Annotated in this window: 14 protein-coding genes; 8 read left to right on the forward strand and 6 right to left on the reverse strand. The window is 70.7% G+C overall.

Going from position 1 to position 14944, the window contains the following annotated elements:
- Positions 1–62 precede the first annotated feature (62 nt).
- Positions 63–953 (forward strand): DUF222 domain-containing protein, encoded by an 891-nt coding sequence (locus ABD401_RS10160; protein ID WP_344604262.1) that lies wholly within the window; start codon positions 63–65, stop codon positions 951–953.
- Positions 935–1699, forward strand: coding sequence for an HNH endonuclease signature motif containing protein (locus tag ABD401_RS10165; protein ID WP_344604264.1), 765 nt, complete (start codon positions 935–937; stop codon positions 1697–1699). The genes ABD401_RS10160 and ABD401_RS10165 overlap by 19 nt, the downstream gene beginning before the upstream one ends.
- Positions 1700–1707: 8 nt before the next feature.
- On the opposite strand, the gene ABD401_RS10170 is transcribed toward ABD401_RS10165, so the two are convergent.
- Genes ABD401_RS10170 through ABD401_RS10180 form a run of 3 tightly spaced genes read right to left on the reverse strand, consistent with a single transcriptional unit; the run spans position 1708 to position 4785 of the window.
- Positions 1708–2505, reverse strand: a complete 798-nt coding sequence (locus ABD401_RS10170) for a TIGR03084 family metal-binding protein (protein WP_344604266.1) — start codon at positions 2503–2505, stop codon at positions 1708–1710.
- Positions 2506–2564: 59 nt separating this feature from the next.
- The gene (locus tag ABD401_RS10175; protein ID WP_344604268.1) at positions 2565–3623 is read right to left on the reverse strand and encodes a helix-turn-helix transcriptional regulator; all 1059 of its coding nucleotides are present in this window, start codon (positions 3621–3623) and stop codon (positions 2565–2567) included.
- A gap of 34 nt (positions 3624–3657) precedes the next feature.
- Positions 3658–4785 carry a response regulator transcription factor gene (locus tag ABD401_RS10180; RefSeq protein WP_344604270.1) on the reverse strand — a complete coding sequence of 376 codons (1128 nt, stop codon included), beginning with the start codon at positions 4783–4785 and terminating at the stop codon, positions 3658–3660.
- Positions 4786–4903: 118 nt separating this feature from the next.
- Here ABD401_RS10180 and ABD401_RS10185 point away from each other — a divergent pair, with 118 nt between their 5' ends.
- On the forward strand, positions 4904–5764 hold the full coding sequence (locus tag ABD401_RS10185; protein WP_344604272.1) for a hypothetical protein: 861 nt from the start codon (positions 4904–4906) through the stop codon (positions 5762–5764).
- Positions 5765–5831: 67 nt separating this feature from the next.
- Here the strand turns inward: ABD401_RS10185 and ABD401_RS10190 are convergent, their stop codons facing one another.
- Positions 5832–8492: a helix-turn-helix transcriptional regulator gene (locus ABD401_RS10190; RefSeq protein ID WP_344604274.1), complete on the reverse strand. Its 2661-nt coding sequence runs from the start codon at positions 8490–8492 to the stop codon at positions 5832–5834.
- Between the two features lie 145 nt (positions 8493–8637).
- Here ABD401_RS10190 and ABD401_RS10195 point away from each other — a divergent pair, with 145 nt between their 5' ends.
- The 3 genes from ABD401_RS10195 to ABD401_RS10205 are packed head-to-tail and all read left to right on the forward strand — an operon-like array spanning position 8638 to position 10707.
- Positions 8638–9051, forward strand: coding sequence for an SCP2 sterol-binding domain-containing protein (locus ABD401_RS10195; protein WP_344604276.1), 414 nt, complete (start codon positions 8638–8640; stop codon positions 9049–9051).
- Between the two features lie 54 nt (positions 9052–9105).
- A complete protein-coding gene (locus ABD401_RS10200) occupies positions 9106–10353 on the forward strand; it encodes an acyl-CoA dehydrogenase family protein (protein WP_344604278.1) in 1248 nt (415 codons plus the stop codon).
- Positions 10354–10386: 33 nt separating this feature from the next.
- Positions 10387–10707 (forward strand): cupin domain-containing protein, encoded by a 321-nt coding sequence (locus tag ABD401_RS10205; protein ID WP_344604280.1) that lies wholly within the window; start codon positions 10387–10389, stop codon positions 10705–10707.
- A 16-nt stretch (positions 10708–10723) separates the two neighbouring features.
- Here ABD401_RS10205 and ABD401_RS10210 read toward each other — a convergent pair whose 3' ends face one another.
- Together ABD401_RS10210 and uvrB are read right to left on the reverse strand one after the other, a co-directional pair.
- Entirely contained in the window at positions 10724–11266 is a 543-nt protein-coding gene (locus tag ABD401_RS10210; protein ID WP_344604282.1) for a hypothetical protein, read from the reverse strand.
- Positions 11267–11285: 19 nt separating this feature from the next.
- Positions 11286–13403, reverse strand: coding sequence for an excinuclease ABC subunit UvrB (gene uvrB, locus ABD401_RS10215; RefSeq protein WP_344604284.1), 2118 nt, complete (start codon positions 13401–13403; stop codon positions 11286–11288).
- Between the two features lie 132 nt (positions 13404–13535).
- On the opposite strand from uvrB, the gene ABD401_RS10220 reads away from it, so the two are divergent.
- Together ABD401_RS10220 and ABD401_RS10225 are read left to right on the forward strand one after the other, a co-directional pair.
- Positions 13536–14318, forward strand: a complete 783-nt coding sequence (locus ABD401_RS10220) for a hypothetical protein (RefSeq protein WP_344604286.1) — start codon at positions 13536–13538, stop codon at positions 14316–14318.
- Positions 14315–14944 (forward strand): class F sortase (locus ABD401_RS10225; RefSeq protein ID WP_344604288.1); only part of this gene is annotated, 630 nt, incomplete at its 3' end. The genes ABD401_RS10220 and ABD401_RS10225, both read left to right, overlap by 4 nt.

Consider the following 14944-nt stretch of genomic DNA (forward strand, 5'->3'; position numbering starts at 1 on the left):
AACTGATCGTCAGTTCCCCGGACTGGTAAGGGTTACTGCACTCAAGCAGATATGCAGAACATATGTTCGAGCAACTGATCGAACCGGGTGAGGTCGACGCGATCGACCTCGCTGAGCTGCGTTCGCAGTTGTGGGACGTCCCGGTCGAGGGTCCGCCGCCCGAACACGAAGAGGCGACGATGGCCCGGGTGCTGGCCGAGGCGGCGGCGCGGGTGTGGGACGAGGTCCCGGACGAGGTGTTCGCGTCGGGTCCGCCGGCGGAGGACGTGTTCTCCGCCGCCGATGAGGCGCGGTGGCGGGAGCGGGAAGCGGCCGCGTTCGCGTTGTGGGAGCAGGAGTACGCGACCACCGACGGGATGCTCCAGCGGGTGGTCCGCTCGCGCGCGGATGCGGCGCGGAGTAACGGCTCGGAGTTGCGGGGGATGGCGGAGTTCGCGATGGCGCGGGCGCAGCAGGCCGCGGTGGCGGTCGCCGAGGCCGCGGCCGAGGGTGCGAGTCGGGAGGAGCTGGAGGCGGTGATCGAGGCCGCGGAGGCCTCCGCCGCCGCCGAGCTCGGTGCGGTGCTGCACCTGTCCCCGGCCGCGGCCCGGGCCCGGTCGGACTTCGCCTCCGGGTTGCTGCGGCGCCTGCCCGAGACGCTCAAGGCGCTGGAGGCCGGGGTCATCACCGAACGGATGGCGAAGGTCCTGTGGGAGGAAACCCGGGACCTGAACGTCGCCGATGCCGCCCGCATCGAACGGGACTGCCTCGAACGCGCGAAGAACTCCACCCCGGCCTCGTTCGGCCGGCATGTGCGTAAGCGGGTCGAGCAGCTCGACCCGGCCGCCGCCCGCAAGCGCCATGAGCGGGCCCGTACCGAACGCCGGGTCTCGATGTCGCCGGCGGGGGACGGGATGGCCTGGATCTCCCTGCTGCTGCCGGCCGCGAGGAGGCCATGGCGGTCTACGGGGTGATCGATGCCGCTGCCCGCCAGAAGGTCCCCGGCGACCCGCGGACCCTGGACCAGCGCAAGGCCGACGCCGTCGTCGACCTGATCACCCGCCCCGGCACCCAGGACCCCCGCGTCGGCTACGTCGTCCACCTGCACGCGAGCGCGCAGTCCACGCCCTCGACCTCCACCTCAAGCGACGCGGACTCCGGGTTCGTGCAGGTGCAGGGTGGGGAGCGGATCCCGGCGGCGCGGGCGCGGGCCAAGGCGGACCTGACCGTGCATCACCCGTCGGTGCCGGTGGACATCGCCGCGCTGCTCGCGGACTACAACTCCCGCCCCGACATCTACCGGCCCCCGGCCAGGCTGCGCCGGGCGATCCGGGCGCGGGACAAGCACTGCCGCTTCCCCGGCTGCCGGATCCCCGCCGACCGGTGCGAACTCGACCACACCATCGCCTTCGAGATCGGTGGGCGGACCGTCTATTTCAACCTCTCGGCGTTGTGCAAGCACCATCACCGCGCAGAGACCTTCCGTAACCACCCACCGACGTGGCAAGGGCATCGGATCAAACACATGCCCGGCTGGAAGTGCTCGCAGGACGAGCATGGGGTCCTGACCTGGACCACCCCCACCGGGCAGGTGTTCATCACCCGACCACCCCCACCGGTCGGGGACGAACCCCCCGACTTCGAACAACCCCCACCCACACCCTGGGCCCGGGCTGCTTCGAGGACCGCCGACTTCGACGAGAACAACCCGCCGTTCTGACGAGCTGGTCAGCGCGCGGCGGCGGGGGCGGGGCGACCGGGGCCGGCGGCGCCGGCGAACGCCTGGGCGATGGCCATCCACTGCTCGGCGACCGGGCCGGTCCGGACCAGCTGAGTCTCCGCCAGATTCCGACGCTGCGTCACGACCAGGCAGAACTCGAGCGCATCACCGGTGACACGGTTCTCGGCGTCCTCGGGACCCCAGGTCCACAGGCTGCCGTCCGGAGCGGTCAGCTCGACGCGCACCGGCTCCTCCGGCGCCTCGAGCTTGCGTACGCGGTAGCTGTAGGCGCGCGCACCGATGCCGATGTGCGCGACGTGCTTCAGGCGCTCGGTCGCGGGCCGGGTCACGCCCAAGGTGTCGGCGATGTCCTGGCCGTGCGCCCAGGTCTCCATGATCCGCGCGGTCACCGAGGACGCGATGCTCATCGCGGGGCCGTACCAGGGCACGCGCTCCTTCGGGTCGCGCTCCCCCGCCTGCGTGATCAGGTCGAGCCGAGCCCGGCGGAACCACGCGTGCAGCTCCGGCACCGGCATCGACCGGCACTCGACGGCGATGCGGTCCGGAAAGTCCATACCCCCCGCGATCTGCTCGGCGGCCTCGGCCTTGAAGCGTTCCGGGTCGGACATGGCGAGCGCTGCGGCCTGGTCGAAGTACGCGAGGTGTGAGATCTGATCGCGGATCGCCCAACCCTCGGCCGGCGTGGGCCGGTCCCAGTCGGCGTCGGACAGCCCGGCGAGCATGTGCTCGATGATCTCGGTCTCCGCCGCCAGATCGGTGACCAGCTGCGACATCAGGCCGGACATGGGCGTGGGTCCTTTCGTCGGGGCGCGGCCGAGGACCGCACCGCCATGTTATCCATGATTCACATCGCTGGCGACTGTCGTCCGAGGTAGAGCGCGATTGCTTGGGACCGGTTCGAGGCCCCCAGTTTCGCCAAGATGTGCTTCACGTGCACCTTCACCGTGCCCTCGCTCATGACCAACCGCTCCGCGATCTCGACGTTGCGCGCTCCCCGGGCGACCAGTTCGAGCACCTGCCGTTCCCGCCCGGTCAGCGCCGCCAGGCGATCGTCCAGCACCGCGGCGGCGGGCGGGATCGGTGGCACCGGGTCGGCGCCGAGGGCCGCCGTGAGCTCGATCGCCGACTCGGTCAGTTGCTCGGTCGTCGCGTTGAGCACGGCCAGAAGGTCCCGCAACTGCTGCTGCTGGAACCGCATGCTCTCCAGCAGCGCCGTCCGCTCGTACAGGTGCCCGAAACCCTGGGCGAACCGGCTGAGGACGTCACGATCGGTGGCGTCGCAGGCCGGTCCGTCCGGGCCGTGGTCGCCGTGCAGCAGCCCGATGACGGTGCCCGCCGGGGCGATCGGGGCCACTACGTAGGGCGGCCCGTCCGGCCAGTCGGCGTCAGCCCACGCCCGCTCGCCGGCCAGGACAGCCCTGCGCTCCGCGACCACCCGGCCTTCGGGACCCGAACCTGAACGCAGTTCGAGCACCCGACCGTTCAAGGTCCACCACGGATCCCCGGCGTCCGCGTGGACGATCCACGGCGTCCACGCTCCCTCCTCGACCCGCGAGAGGACGACGCGTTGCAGCCCGCAGCTGCGCGCGACCTCGGCACCGGCCTGATCCAGTAGGTCCGCCGTGTACGGCGCCCCCCGCAGCCGGGCCAGACCGCGCTCACACTCGGCCAACCGCAGGTGCCGATCAGCGAGTTCCTGCCGCCGCAGTTGCGCGTACAGCTCCTGCAGATCAGCGAGGGTCGCCGCCAGCGACGGATCCGGGATGCCGGCCGCCGCCAGGCGCGCGAGGCAACGCTCCCCGAGCTCCGCTGCCGCGTCGGACACCGCATCGACATCGTGGCCGGACGGCGAGATCGGCAGGTCCTCGTCGAGGAACTCCGCCAGGCCGCGCAAGCGGTTCACCGCTGCGGCATGAGCTCGCCGGCGACGGACGGCCTCAGGGCGCGGCGGCACGACCACGCTCCAGCAGGAGGAATCGGGACACGGCCTCGGCCCGGTTGGTCGCCTTGAGCTTGTGCGTCACCCGACTGACGTGGGCCTTGACCGTCGACTCGCTGATCACCAGCCGTTCCGCGATGTCGGTGTTCCGTGCGCCCGCCACCATGAGTTCGAGGACCTCTCGCTCCCGCCGGCTGAACAGCGGCACCGCGCCGGCCGGCCCTGCGCCCTCCGTCCCGGTCGGCCGCGGCCGTTCCCGTCGGGCCAGCAACAGCTCCGCCGAACTCAACTCCGCCAGATTGCGCTCGGCGGCCAGGAACGTCTCGCGGAGATGCGCGCGCTGCTGGTCCAGCCGCTGCGAGAGCACCAGGTGCTGGAAGATGAGCCCGAACCCCTCTGCGAAGGTCCAGAGGTTGTCCCGGTCGTGGTCGGTGAGCTCCCGGCTACCGACCCAGCGGTCGCCCTGCAGGAAGCCGATGACCTCTCCGCTCGGCATCACCGGGGAGGCGATGTAGCCCACGCTCTCCGCCGTGTCGACGAGTTCACGGTCGACGCCCGTGTCGTCGGCGGAGACCAACGCCGCACAGCGGCGACGCACCAGGTCGTTCTCCAACGTCCCGGCGCGGAGCGGAATCCATTGCTCGGTGAGGTAGGCCCGCGTGCGGGTGGCGACGTCGGGATCGACGTCCGGCGAGATCCAGACGGCCTCCGCTCGCCAGGTGGACCCGCGGCGTCGGCTGACCACGGTCCGGTCGAGATCGCAGCAGTGCGCGAGTTCGGCAGCGGCCGCCTCGAGCAACTCGCCGACGTCCGTGATCGCCCGCAGACGGCCGAGGCTCTCGTGAATCCGGTCGACAGCCGCGAAACGGCGCGAGACCGCATCCTCGGCCAGGTCCGCCCCGGCCCGCGTGAGGTCGGCGAGGGCTCGCCCCAGCGCTCCGAGGTCCACCCCGGGCGCTGCCGGGCGGCGCAGGGCCGCGGCGAGCTTCGCCGTCGTGTCCCCCAGGGCGGCGGTCAGCCGATGCCGCTCGGCCCGGTCCTGTCGTCCACCACCCCCGGCGAGTGCTCCCGCCGCCCGCTCGCGCAGCTCGGCCGCCTGCTCCAGCAGCGGCGCCGAGGACGTCATGGGGACGTTCTACCACTAATGGCTACCCAAGTCGGCACTGTAGGGAGAGGCCGCAATGTTTATCGCGATTTACCGTTGACCGTCCGCCGTTCCGGCCCACTTCGTCAAGGGAGACCGCATGGGTGCTGTACCCGAGGAGGTCATGCAGCGCGAGCTGGACATGGCCTGGCAACACGTCTTCACATGGGGCAGCTACGGGATCACGGTCGCGATGCTGGTGTGGGCCTTCTACCTCGGCCGCGCCCACCGCACCTCCTTCTTCGTGCTGGCCTCACTCGGCGTGTTCATCGGCGCCTTCGCCGAGCCGATCTACGACGTCCTGTTCGACCTCTGGTTCTACGACGCGCACAACGGCGAGCAGGGTGCGATGTACTCGCACTTCACCGCCTTCGAGCGTGTGCAGCCGGTGTGGACCCACAGCGGCTACCTGATCCTCTACGCGGGCCCCGTGCTCTACGCGGGCTGGAGGATGTACCAGGGCCTGGCGACGCCGAAGTTCCTCTTCGGCATCTGGGGTCTCGAGATCGTCACCTCCTGCGTCTTCGAGGTGATCGGCACCGGGACGAACGTGTACACGTACTACGGCCCCTACGAGATGCGGATCTGGAACTACCCGTTCGTGATCGGCGTCCTCGAAGGCACGCAGACCATCCTGTTCACGGTGCTGGCCGTCAATCTGTGGCGCCGCATCAGGTCCGGGTGGGGCATGGCGAGCCTGCTGTACGCGCACCCGTTCACCATGTTCGGGACGAACGTCGGCATCGGCGCCCCGCTGATCGTGGCGCTGCACCTCGACGACGAAGGCGGTGTCACCTTCGCCAGTGAGTTGATCTGGGTGGCCACGTTCCTGGTGTACGGCCTGTGCGCCTTGGCCGTCCTGGGTGCGACGAAGTTCCTGCCCGAGCCGCTCGAGCCGACCGAGGAGCCGACCGGCCGCCGCCGGGAAGAGGTTCCGCACCGGGAGACGGTCGGAGTCTGACGCGGCCTCACCGAAGGGCCCGGCACCGTTGGTGCCGGGCCCTTCATCGTCCTTCGCTGACGAGAGGTCAGCGGACGAGGTCGGCCAGTTCGGAGCGGCGGGAGATCCCAAGCTTCGTGTAGATCCGCTGCAGGCGGTTGTCGATGGTCCGGACGGAGAGCTGCAGCTCCTCGGCGATCTCGCGATTCGTCCGGCCCGACACCGCCAGCAGCGCGGTCTCCCGCTCCGCCGGGGTGAGGGGCTCCCGGGTCGACAGCGCCATCAGGGCCGGCGTCGAGGCGCCGGGGCAGCTCCGCGCGAAGGCGGCCGCCCGTTGCGACTCCCGGGCGGCCCGCTGACCACGTCCCGCACGCTCCCACACCCCCGACGCGTCCGCCGCCGCCTCGGCCGCGAGCAGCGAGGCCCCGAGACGGTCGAACTCCGTGGCCGCCTGCTCCAGAGCCTCCCCGTCGCCCTCGGCGAGGGCGTCGACGTGCCGGCACCGCGCCGGCGCGAGCTCGCCGCCGAGGTCGGCCGCGAGCGCCCGCAGGCGGGACGCGACAGCCTTCGGGTCGCCCAGCCGCGCGATGTCGTGCAGCGCGGCCGCGGCCCCGACGAGGTCACCGATGCGCTCGCCGATCGCAGCCGCCGCCGTCAGCTCCTCACGGGCGGCACCGAGCCGGCCCTCGGCCGCCGCCGCCCAGCCCCGGGCCGCCGCGTGCTCCGTCGCACTCCACTGCGGCGGGTCGACGCCGAGTGCGTCCGCCGCGACCAACGCACTCGTCGCCCCGCGGAAGTCACCGCCCAGCGCCAACGCGAGGGCGAGCGTGGACCGCAGGCTGTGCTCGAACCCGCGGCGACCGATGCGGTGCAGCAACGTGATCGCCTCGCGCGCCGCCCGCGCCGCGCCGTCCACGTCGCCGCGTTCCCGCACCGTCCGGGTCAGGTGCCAGAGGAAGTACGCCCGCGCCTCGCTGCTGCCCTCCGCAAGGCCGCGCTCGTACTCCGCGCGCGCCAACGCCTCCGCCTCGGCGTAACGGCCGGCGTGCGCGAGCGCCTCGCAGCGGGTGAACAGGTAGAACCACGGGTACCAGTCCCCCGGCTCCAGCTCGGTGGCCGCCGCGTAACCCTCGGCGGACCCCTCGAGCGCGGTGTCGATCCGACCCAGCCGGCCGAGGCCGTACGCCTCCACGAGACGCAGCCACGACGCCGACAGCGGGTCCGCGAGCGGGGCGAGCGCCGCGGCCGCCTCGGCCGCCGGGCCGGGGCCCGCGTTCGACAGCATGAGACCCGGACGACGGGCTGAGACCTTCACGCGCAGCTCGGGGTCGGAGATCGCCTCCTCCGCCCGGTCGGCCACCCGCAGACCTTCGCCGGTCCGGCCGAGCTGCATCCACAGGCATTCGATGTGGACGACCGCGAGCTCCGCGCGCTCGGCGTCCGTGCGCGCGAACTCGACGAGCACCGACAACTCGTCGACGGCGTCCTCGGGCCGCCCCTGCAACGAGACGGTCTGCGCAGCGAGCAACCGAGCCTCGAAACCGGCACCGGCGTCGACCGCCGCCCGCGCCAGACGTTCGGCCAGCGCGAAGTCGTAGCGCCAACGTGCCGTGACCGCCGCCTGCAGCAGTGCGTCCGGGTTCGTGCCGCCACCACCTTCCATGCGCCAGATACCGACGCGGAGGACGTCGTCGCGCCGCCGCGCGCCGGCCGCCTCGACGGCGTCGGCGAGCTGACGCGCCATCACCCCGCGTCGCACGGCCGAGGTGTGCCGCCGGACGACATCGGCGTACACCGGGTGGGCGACCCGTACCTGCAGCCGGCGCTCGTCCCGCTCGCACACGACGAGGCCGTGCTGCTCCAGCGTCTCGACGGCGTCGAGCCCGCCGGCCATCTCGAGCTCGCGGCTCCCGAGCGGTTCGGCGTACGCCGCGAGCCGCAGCAGATCCAGCGCGGCCGGATCGAGGTCACGCAGACGGGCGTCGACCAGTTCGACCAAGCGGTCCGAGGGCGCGAGCGCGGCCCGCAGCCGCCACAGTCCCTCCTCCGCGACGAGCGTCCCGTCGGCCAGCGCACCGAGCACCAGCTCACGCAGGAACAGCACGTTCCCGCCGCTGCGCGTCGTGAACTCGACGACGGCGGCCGGGTCGACCGGGGCGCCGAGCGCGCCGGTGAGCAGGACCTCGACCGCCTCCTGCTCCAGCTGCGCGAGCTGGACGCGGTCGGCGAGGTCGTCCTTCCACAGCGAGGTCACGGCGTCCGGAACACGCTCGCCGCTGCGCACCGTCGCCACCACGAGCACCGTCTCGGTCGCGACCAGTTGATGTATCAACCCGGCGGACGGCTCGTCGAGCAGCTGCGCATCGTCCACGAACAGCACCAGCGGCCGGCCCTTGCTCCGCTCGACCAGCTGCACCGCCGCGCGGCGCAGGAGGTCCTGCAGCGTGTCGGTCGAGGCGGAACCCACCGCCTCGGGCAGCAGGGCGGCGAAGGCACCGAGCGGCGTCCGTGCGCTCGAGTGCGTGGCCGTCACCCACAGCGTCGAACGGCCCGCCGCCTCGACCAGTCGTCGAGCCTCGCGGGCCAGTCGCGTCTTGCCCACCCCGGCGGGACCGACGACGACCACGCTGCGCGCCCGCTGGCCGCGCAGAGCCTCGCGTACCTTCTCCAGCTCACGATCGCGACCGGACAGCGGCCAGGTCCGACCGGCCAGGAGGTCGGCGCGCGCCGCGTGCGGGTCCGTCGCCACCACCGCCTCCTCGACCTCGTCGTCTCCAGAGTGCCGCCGGTCACTCGAGGGAGTAGTTCCTTACTCTCCCGCCTTCCCCGGCGCCCCGGGATTCTCTCACTCAGTCAGGCAGATGGCCCGCTACGACGATGCGAAGGGAAGCCCGATGGCGGTCTTCAAGGACGCAGAAGAGGTCTACAAGTACATCGGCGGCGCATTCACCGCCGCGGTCAACGACCCGAAGTTCATCGAGGCGACGAAGGGCACCGGCCTCGTGATCCGGTTGATCCAGACCGACCCCGACTGCGAGATGACGATCGACTGGGAGGGCCAGAAGGTTCTCACCGGCGCGGCCGCGGACAGCGTCCCTCACAACGTGCAGCTGCGGATGTCCAGCGACAACAGCAACCGGTTCTGGCAGGGCAAGCTCAACTTCACCCTCGCCATGGCGCAGCGCAAGGTCAAGCTCGACGGCAAGCGCTCGGTCGCCCTCAAGCTGCTCCCCCTCACCGGCGGGATCTTCGAGACCTACCTCGCGACCCTTCAGGCCGACGGCCGCGACGACCTGATCGTCAGCTGACGGCCCCACACGCTCTTCCACCCACTCGCACGACCCATTCGATCGGAGACCCCGATGACTCTTGAGCACGGCCGCACCCTGTCGGACGAGGACTTCGAGCCCTGGTTCGCCAAGGCCCAGGAGCTTTCCGAGTACTTCCGTGAGATCGGCATGAAGTACGACGCCGAGAACACGTTCGCCTACCCGACGATCCCGCTGTTCAAGGATTCGAGGCTCGGTTCCCTGATCGTCCCGCCGGCCTACGGCGGCCCCGGCGGCAACATCCTCCAGCTGTCCAAGGTCATCACCGAGATGTCGCGCGGCGACTCGGCGATCACGCTCGCCTACAACATGCACTTCATCACCCTCGGCATCGTCATGAGCAACATGGGCGAGGTCCAGATGAAGAAGTGGCTGGACAAGATCAACGAGGGCTCGATCATCTTCGGCCCGTGGTCCGAGCAGCGCGCCGGCTTCTCCGGTCTCGCCGACACGAAGGCCATCCCGCAGCCCGGCGGCGGTTGGAAGATCTACGGCAAGAAGATGTGGGGCACGCTCGGCGAGGCCGCCGACATCGTCGTCAGCAGCGCGACGATCACCGATGCCGACGGCAACATCCCGACGGACTTCGAAGAGCGCGTCGCCGCCGAGATGATGTACATCAACGACTTCGAGGTCGACGAGAACGGCATCGGTGACGGCGTCCGCATCGAGAAGACGTGGAACGCGCTCGGCATGCACGCCACCGGCACCCACGTCATCGTCTTCGACGGGTTCTACGTGCCCGAGGAGAACTACGTGTGCGAGAACCGCACCGGCCTGTTCTCCTCGCTCGAGTGGGCCTCGCTGCTCTTCGCGAGCATCTACTACGGAATGTCGCTGCGCATCCTCGAGGAGACCCGCGCGACGCTGGCGAAGAAGCACCTCGGCGCCGTCTTCGGCGCGATCGCGGCGTCGGACGTGAAGGTCGGCCAGGTCGGCCACATCATCGACGGTGTCGGCGACATGGCGGTCCGGGTCGAGCAGAACCGCCGCATCTTGTGGCAGACCTGCAACGACGTCATCGACGGCTACGACGAGGAGTGGCCGATCGAGCTCCGGGTGCCGTACATCGGCCTGGCGAAGACGACCATCGCGTCCAACACGACGTGGATGGCGCAGAAGGCGATGTCGATGGTCGGTGGGTCGGCCTTCCGCAAGGGCACGATCTTCGAGCGCTTCTACCGCGACTCCTGCGCGGCGCTCTACCAGCCCCTGAACGCCGACCAGACGTACAGCTTCATCGGTGAGTACATGCTCCAGCCGGACGAGCTGAACGACTGATCGACCGTCATGGAACGCGTCACGGTCACCACCGTGCCGACCACCCCCTCCGCATCGATGCCCCGCCTGACCGGCGGGGCATCGGTGTCGGTGGACGGCATCACCGTCGGGGAGTGGACGCTCACACGCGCGGCCTTCACCGATCGGCACCAGCACGTGGAGATCAACACCGTGCTGGAGGGCGAACTGCACGTCACGTCCGAGGGTGACACGCACATCGTCCGCCCCGGACAGACGATCGTCGTCCCGGCCGGGAGCCGGGCGACCTACGCCGCCCCCGAGTACGCCCGCATGAGCTACGTCTACGGCCCCGGCACGCCGGGCATGACCGACGTCGCCTACGAGGAGTTCTGAGCGTCGAGCCGGCCGCTCAGTAGGACAGCGGCGGGTCGTCGTCGGACTTGACGTCGGAGCCGCTGTCGTCGTCGCTGTCGTCGGACGAGCTGCTGCTCGACGGCGAGGCCCCCGCCCCGGAGGCCGGGAACTTCTCCAGGTACGCGTCGCCCGCGTCCTCGACGACGTCGGCGGCCTTCTCGGCCTCGGCCTTGGCACCGGAGCCCTTGGCCGACATCAACGTCTTGAGGGCGGGGTCGGCGGTGTCGTAGGTCGCGGGGTCGTTGGCCTTCACCGAGCCGAGGATGGCTTCCCAGATCGTCAGCAGGCGTTCCTGCAGCTCCGGCAGCGCCGCCTCGTCCGACCCGAGCTTGGCGACGACGTCGTCGGCGTAGCGCTTCAGCTCGCGCCAGCCGTCGGCCACCTCGGACGCCGAGGCACGCACGTCCTCGGGCTTGAGGTTGCCCGACTCGGTCCCGACCTCGACGTCGCTGCCGACCGGGTCCTTGTCGTCTCCCCCGCACGCGGCCGCTCCGGTGAGCAGCGCCGCGGCCAACACGATCCCCGCCAATCTCCGCATTGGCGCAGCGTACGACAGATCAGGCCGACGACCCGGCTTCTCGCATGCCTCGCAACTCGCGTTTCAGTTCCTTGATCTCGTCACGCAGCCGGGCCGCGAGCTCGAACTGCAACTCGGCCGCGGCGGCGTGCATCTGGTCGTTGAGCTGCTGGATGAGGTCCGCGAGATCCATCGCCGGCATTGTCGCGAGATCGCCCGCGTGCTTGCCGGCCTCCGCCGACACCTTCGAGGACAGACCCGGCACCGGCGTCTTGCCGCGGCTGCGCTGGCGTCCGGCGCCACCGATGAGCTCGGCGGTGTCGGCGTCCTCGCGCGCGATCAGCTCGAGGATGTCGCCGATCTTCTTCCGCAGCGGGGTCGGGTCGATCCCGTGCTCGAGATTGTAGGCGACCTGCTTCGCCCGGCGTCGGTTCGTCTCGTCGATGGCCTTGGCCATCGAGGGTGTGATCGTGTCGGCGTACATGTGCACCTGGCCGGAGACGTTCCGGGCCGCGCGGCCGATCGTCTGGATGAGCGAGGTCCCGGAACGCAGGAAGCCCTCCTTGTCCGCGTCCAGGATCGCCACCAGGGAGACCTCGGGCAGGTCGAGACCCTCGCGCAGCAGGTTGATGCCGACGAGCACGTCGAACTCGCCGATCCGCAGCTCGCGCAGCAGTTCCACGCGGCGCAGGGTGTCGACCTCGGAGTGCAGGTACCGGACCCGGATGCCCATCTCGAGCAGGTAGTCGGTGAGGTCCTCGGACATCTTCTTGGTCAGCGTCGTGACCAGGACGCGCTCGTCGCGCTCGGCCCGGGCGCGGATCTCGTGGACCAGGTCGTCGATCTGCCCCTTGGTCGGCTTGACCACGATCTCGGGGTCGACCAGGCCGGTCGGACGGATGATCTGCTCCACCACACCGTTGGCGCGGCCGAGCTCGTACGGACCCGGCGTCGCGGAGAGGTAGACCGTCTGCCCGATCCGCTCGACGAACTCCTCCCACTTCAGCGGGCGGTTGTCCATGGCCGACGGGAGCCGGAACCCGTGGTCGACGAGGGTGCGCTTGCGCGACATGTCACCCTCGTACATCGCACCGATCTGAGGCACCGTCACGTGAGACTCGTCGATGACGAGGAGGAAGTCGTCCGGGAAGTAGTCGAGCAGCGTGTGCGGCGGGCTGCCGGCCTCGCGGCCGTCGATGTGCCGCGAGTAGTTCTCGATGCCCGAGCAGAACCCGACCTGGCGCATCATCTCGATGTCGTAGGTCGTACGCATCCGCAGCCGCTGCGCCTCCAGCAGCTTGCCCTGCTTCTCCAGCCGTGCGAGCTGCTGCTCGCACTCCAGCTCGATGCCCTTGATCGCGCGCTCCATGCGCTCCGGGCCCGCGACGTAGTGGGTGGCCGGGAAGACGTGGATGCTCTGCTCCTCACGGATCACCTCACCCGTCAGCGGGTGCAACGTCATCGCGCGCTCGATCTCGTCGCCGAAGAACTCCAGCCGGAGGGCGAGCTCCTCGTACACCGGGAAGATCTCGACGGTGTCGCCGCGCACCCGGAACGTCCCGCGCGTGAAGGCCAGGTCGTTGCGGGTGTACTGCATCGTCACGAGCTGGCGGAGCAGGTCGTCCCGGTCGATCTCGTCGCCGACGTTGAGGCGGACCATCCGGTCCACGTACTCCTGCGGCGTGCCGAGGCCGTAGATGCAGGACACACTCGCGACCACGATGACGTCCCGCCGGGTCAGCAGCGAGTTCGTCGCCGAGTGGCGCAGCCGCTCGACCTCCTCGTTGATCGAGGAGTCCTTCTCGATGTAGGTGTCCGTCTGCGGGACGTACGCCTCGGGCTGGTAGTAGTCGTAGTAGGAGACGAAGTACTCGACCGCGTTGTGCGGGAGCAGCTCCCGGAACTCGTTCGCCAGCTGCGCGGCCAGCGTCTTGTTCGGCGCCATCACCAGCGTCGGGCGCTGCAGTTCCTCCACCAGCCAGGCCGTCGTGGCCGACTTGCCGGTTCCGGTGGCGCCCAGCAGGACGACGTCCTGCTCCCCCGCCCGGACGCGCCGGGCCAGCTCCGCGATCGCGGCCGGCTGGTCCCCGGAGGGCTGGAACTCGCTGACGACGCGGAACGGGGCCGTACTCCGCTCGAAGTCCGTGGTGGGTCTCACGCGCCCACGGTACGTCGCCACACCGACAGAACTGGCCGAGCGGCCTTCCGATGTGCGAAGTTGCCCCGCTGAAGGCCGAGGTGCCGACCAAGCCCCTCCAACACACTCCACACGCCCACCTCGGAGGCCCCTATGCCCCTGCGTGCTGTTGGCGCTCGCGCCGGCGCAGCTCTGCTGTTCGGAACGCTGCTCGCGACGGCCGTCGCGCTGCCGCAGTCCGCCGTCGCCGGCGCGGCTCCGCCCGGCAACAACGGTGACATCAAGATCCACTCGGCGAGCACGCCACAGAACGCCAACAAGAACGAGCCGAAGCCCGACTGCCCGTTCTACATCGCGTTCTTCAACTTCGACCCGAACGACGAGGTCGACTTCGTCATCCACGACGGCCCGCCATTCCCGAACAACCCCAGCGGGACGCCGGAGTTCTCGGGCTCGGTCACGACCGACGCCAACGGCAACGCGCGCTCCGCCGACATCACGCTGCCGGACGGGGAGTACAAGGTCTACGCCGTCGAGAACGGCGCCGTCGGCCAGGGCTCGAAGCAGAAGCGGCTCACGGTCGAGTGCGCCGGGACCCAGGGCTCCACGCCGACCCCGACCCCCGCGGCCACGCCGACGCCGACCCCGGACGCCACGGTGACCCCCGACGGCGGCCCCGGCACCGACCCGACTCCCACCGTCGACGACAACGTCACCCCCGGCGGGGACGAGGACGACCCGACGATCGGCGGTGTCGACACCCCCGCCGGTGACGGCAGCGACGACGACGGCCCGGCCCCGGTCGGCGGCGTCGACACCGGTGGCGGCGGCCCGACGGCCGTGACGTCGGTCGACGTCACCGTTCCGCTGGCCCTGACCGCGGCGACCGGTCTCGCCCTCGCTGCGACGGGTCTGCGCCAGCGTCCCACGGAGTGACCTGCACCACCCCGACCGCCCACCGGCTGCGCCGGTGGGCGGTCGCGTCCGTGCTCTCGGCCGCCCTGCTGGTCCCGGCGGCCTGCAGCGGTGACGACGCCCCCACCCCGGCCGCCTCGGCACCCCCCACGGCCGCTCCGGCCCGCCCGGACCAGAAGGCCGCCCCCGTGCGCGTCCGGCTGCCCCGGCTGAAGATCGACGCCGCGCTGCTGCCGCTGCAGCTCGGAAAGAAGCGCGAACTCGTCCCGCCCCCGTACGGCAAGGCGGGCTGGTACCAGGCCGGCCCGGAGCCGGGTGAGATCGGCCGTGCCGTCATCGCCGGGCACGTCGACTCCAAGACCGGTCCGGACGTCTTCGCCGCCCTCCGCAACGCTCGTCGCGGCGACCGGATCCGCGTCCTGCTCCGCGACGGCTCGACGGTGATCTTCGTGGTGCAGAAGGTCGAGACCCACCCGCGTCGGAAGTTCCCGACCGACCGCGTCTACGGCACCGACGGCAAGCACGCCGACCTGCGCCTGATCACCTGCACCGGCCGCTACGACCGCGTCCGCGGCCGCTACCCGGACAACGTGATCGTCTTCGCCCGCATGGACGCGCTTCACTCGCCGGCGACAGGGCTCACTCGC

The sequence above is a fragment of the Sporichthya brevicatena genome, from assembly GCF_039525035.1.
GTDB classification, from domain to species: domain Bacteria; phylum Actinomycetota; class Actinomycetes; order Sporichthyales; family Sporichthyaceae; genus Sporichthya; species Sporichthya brevicatena.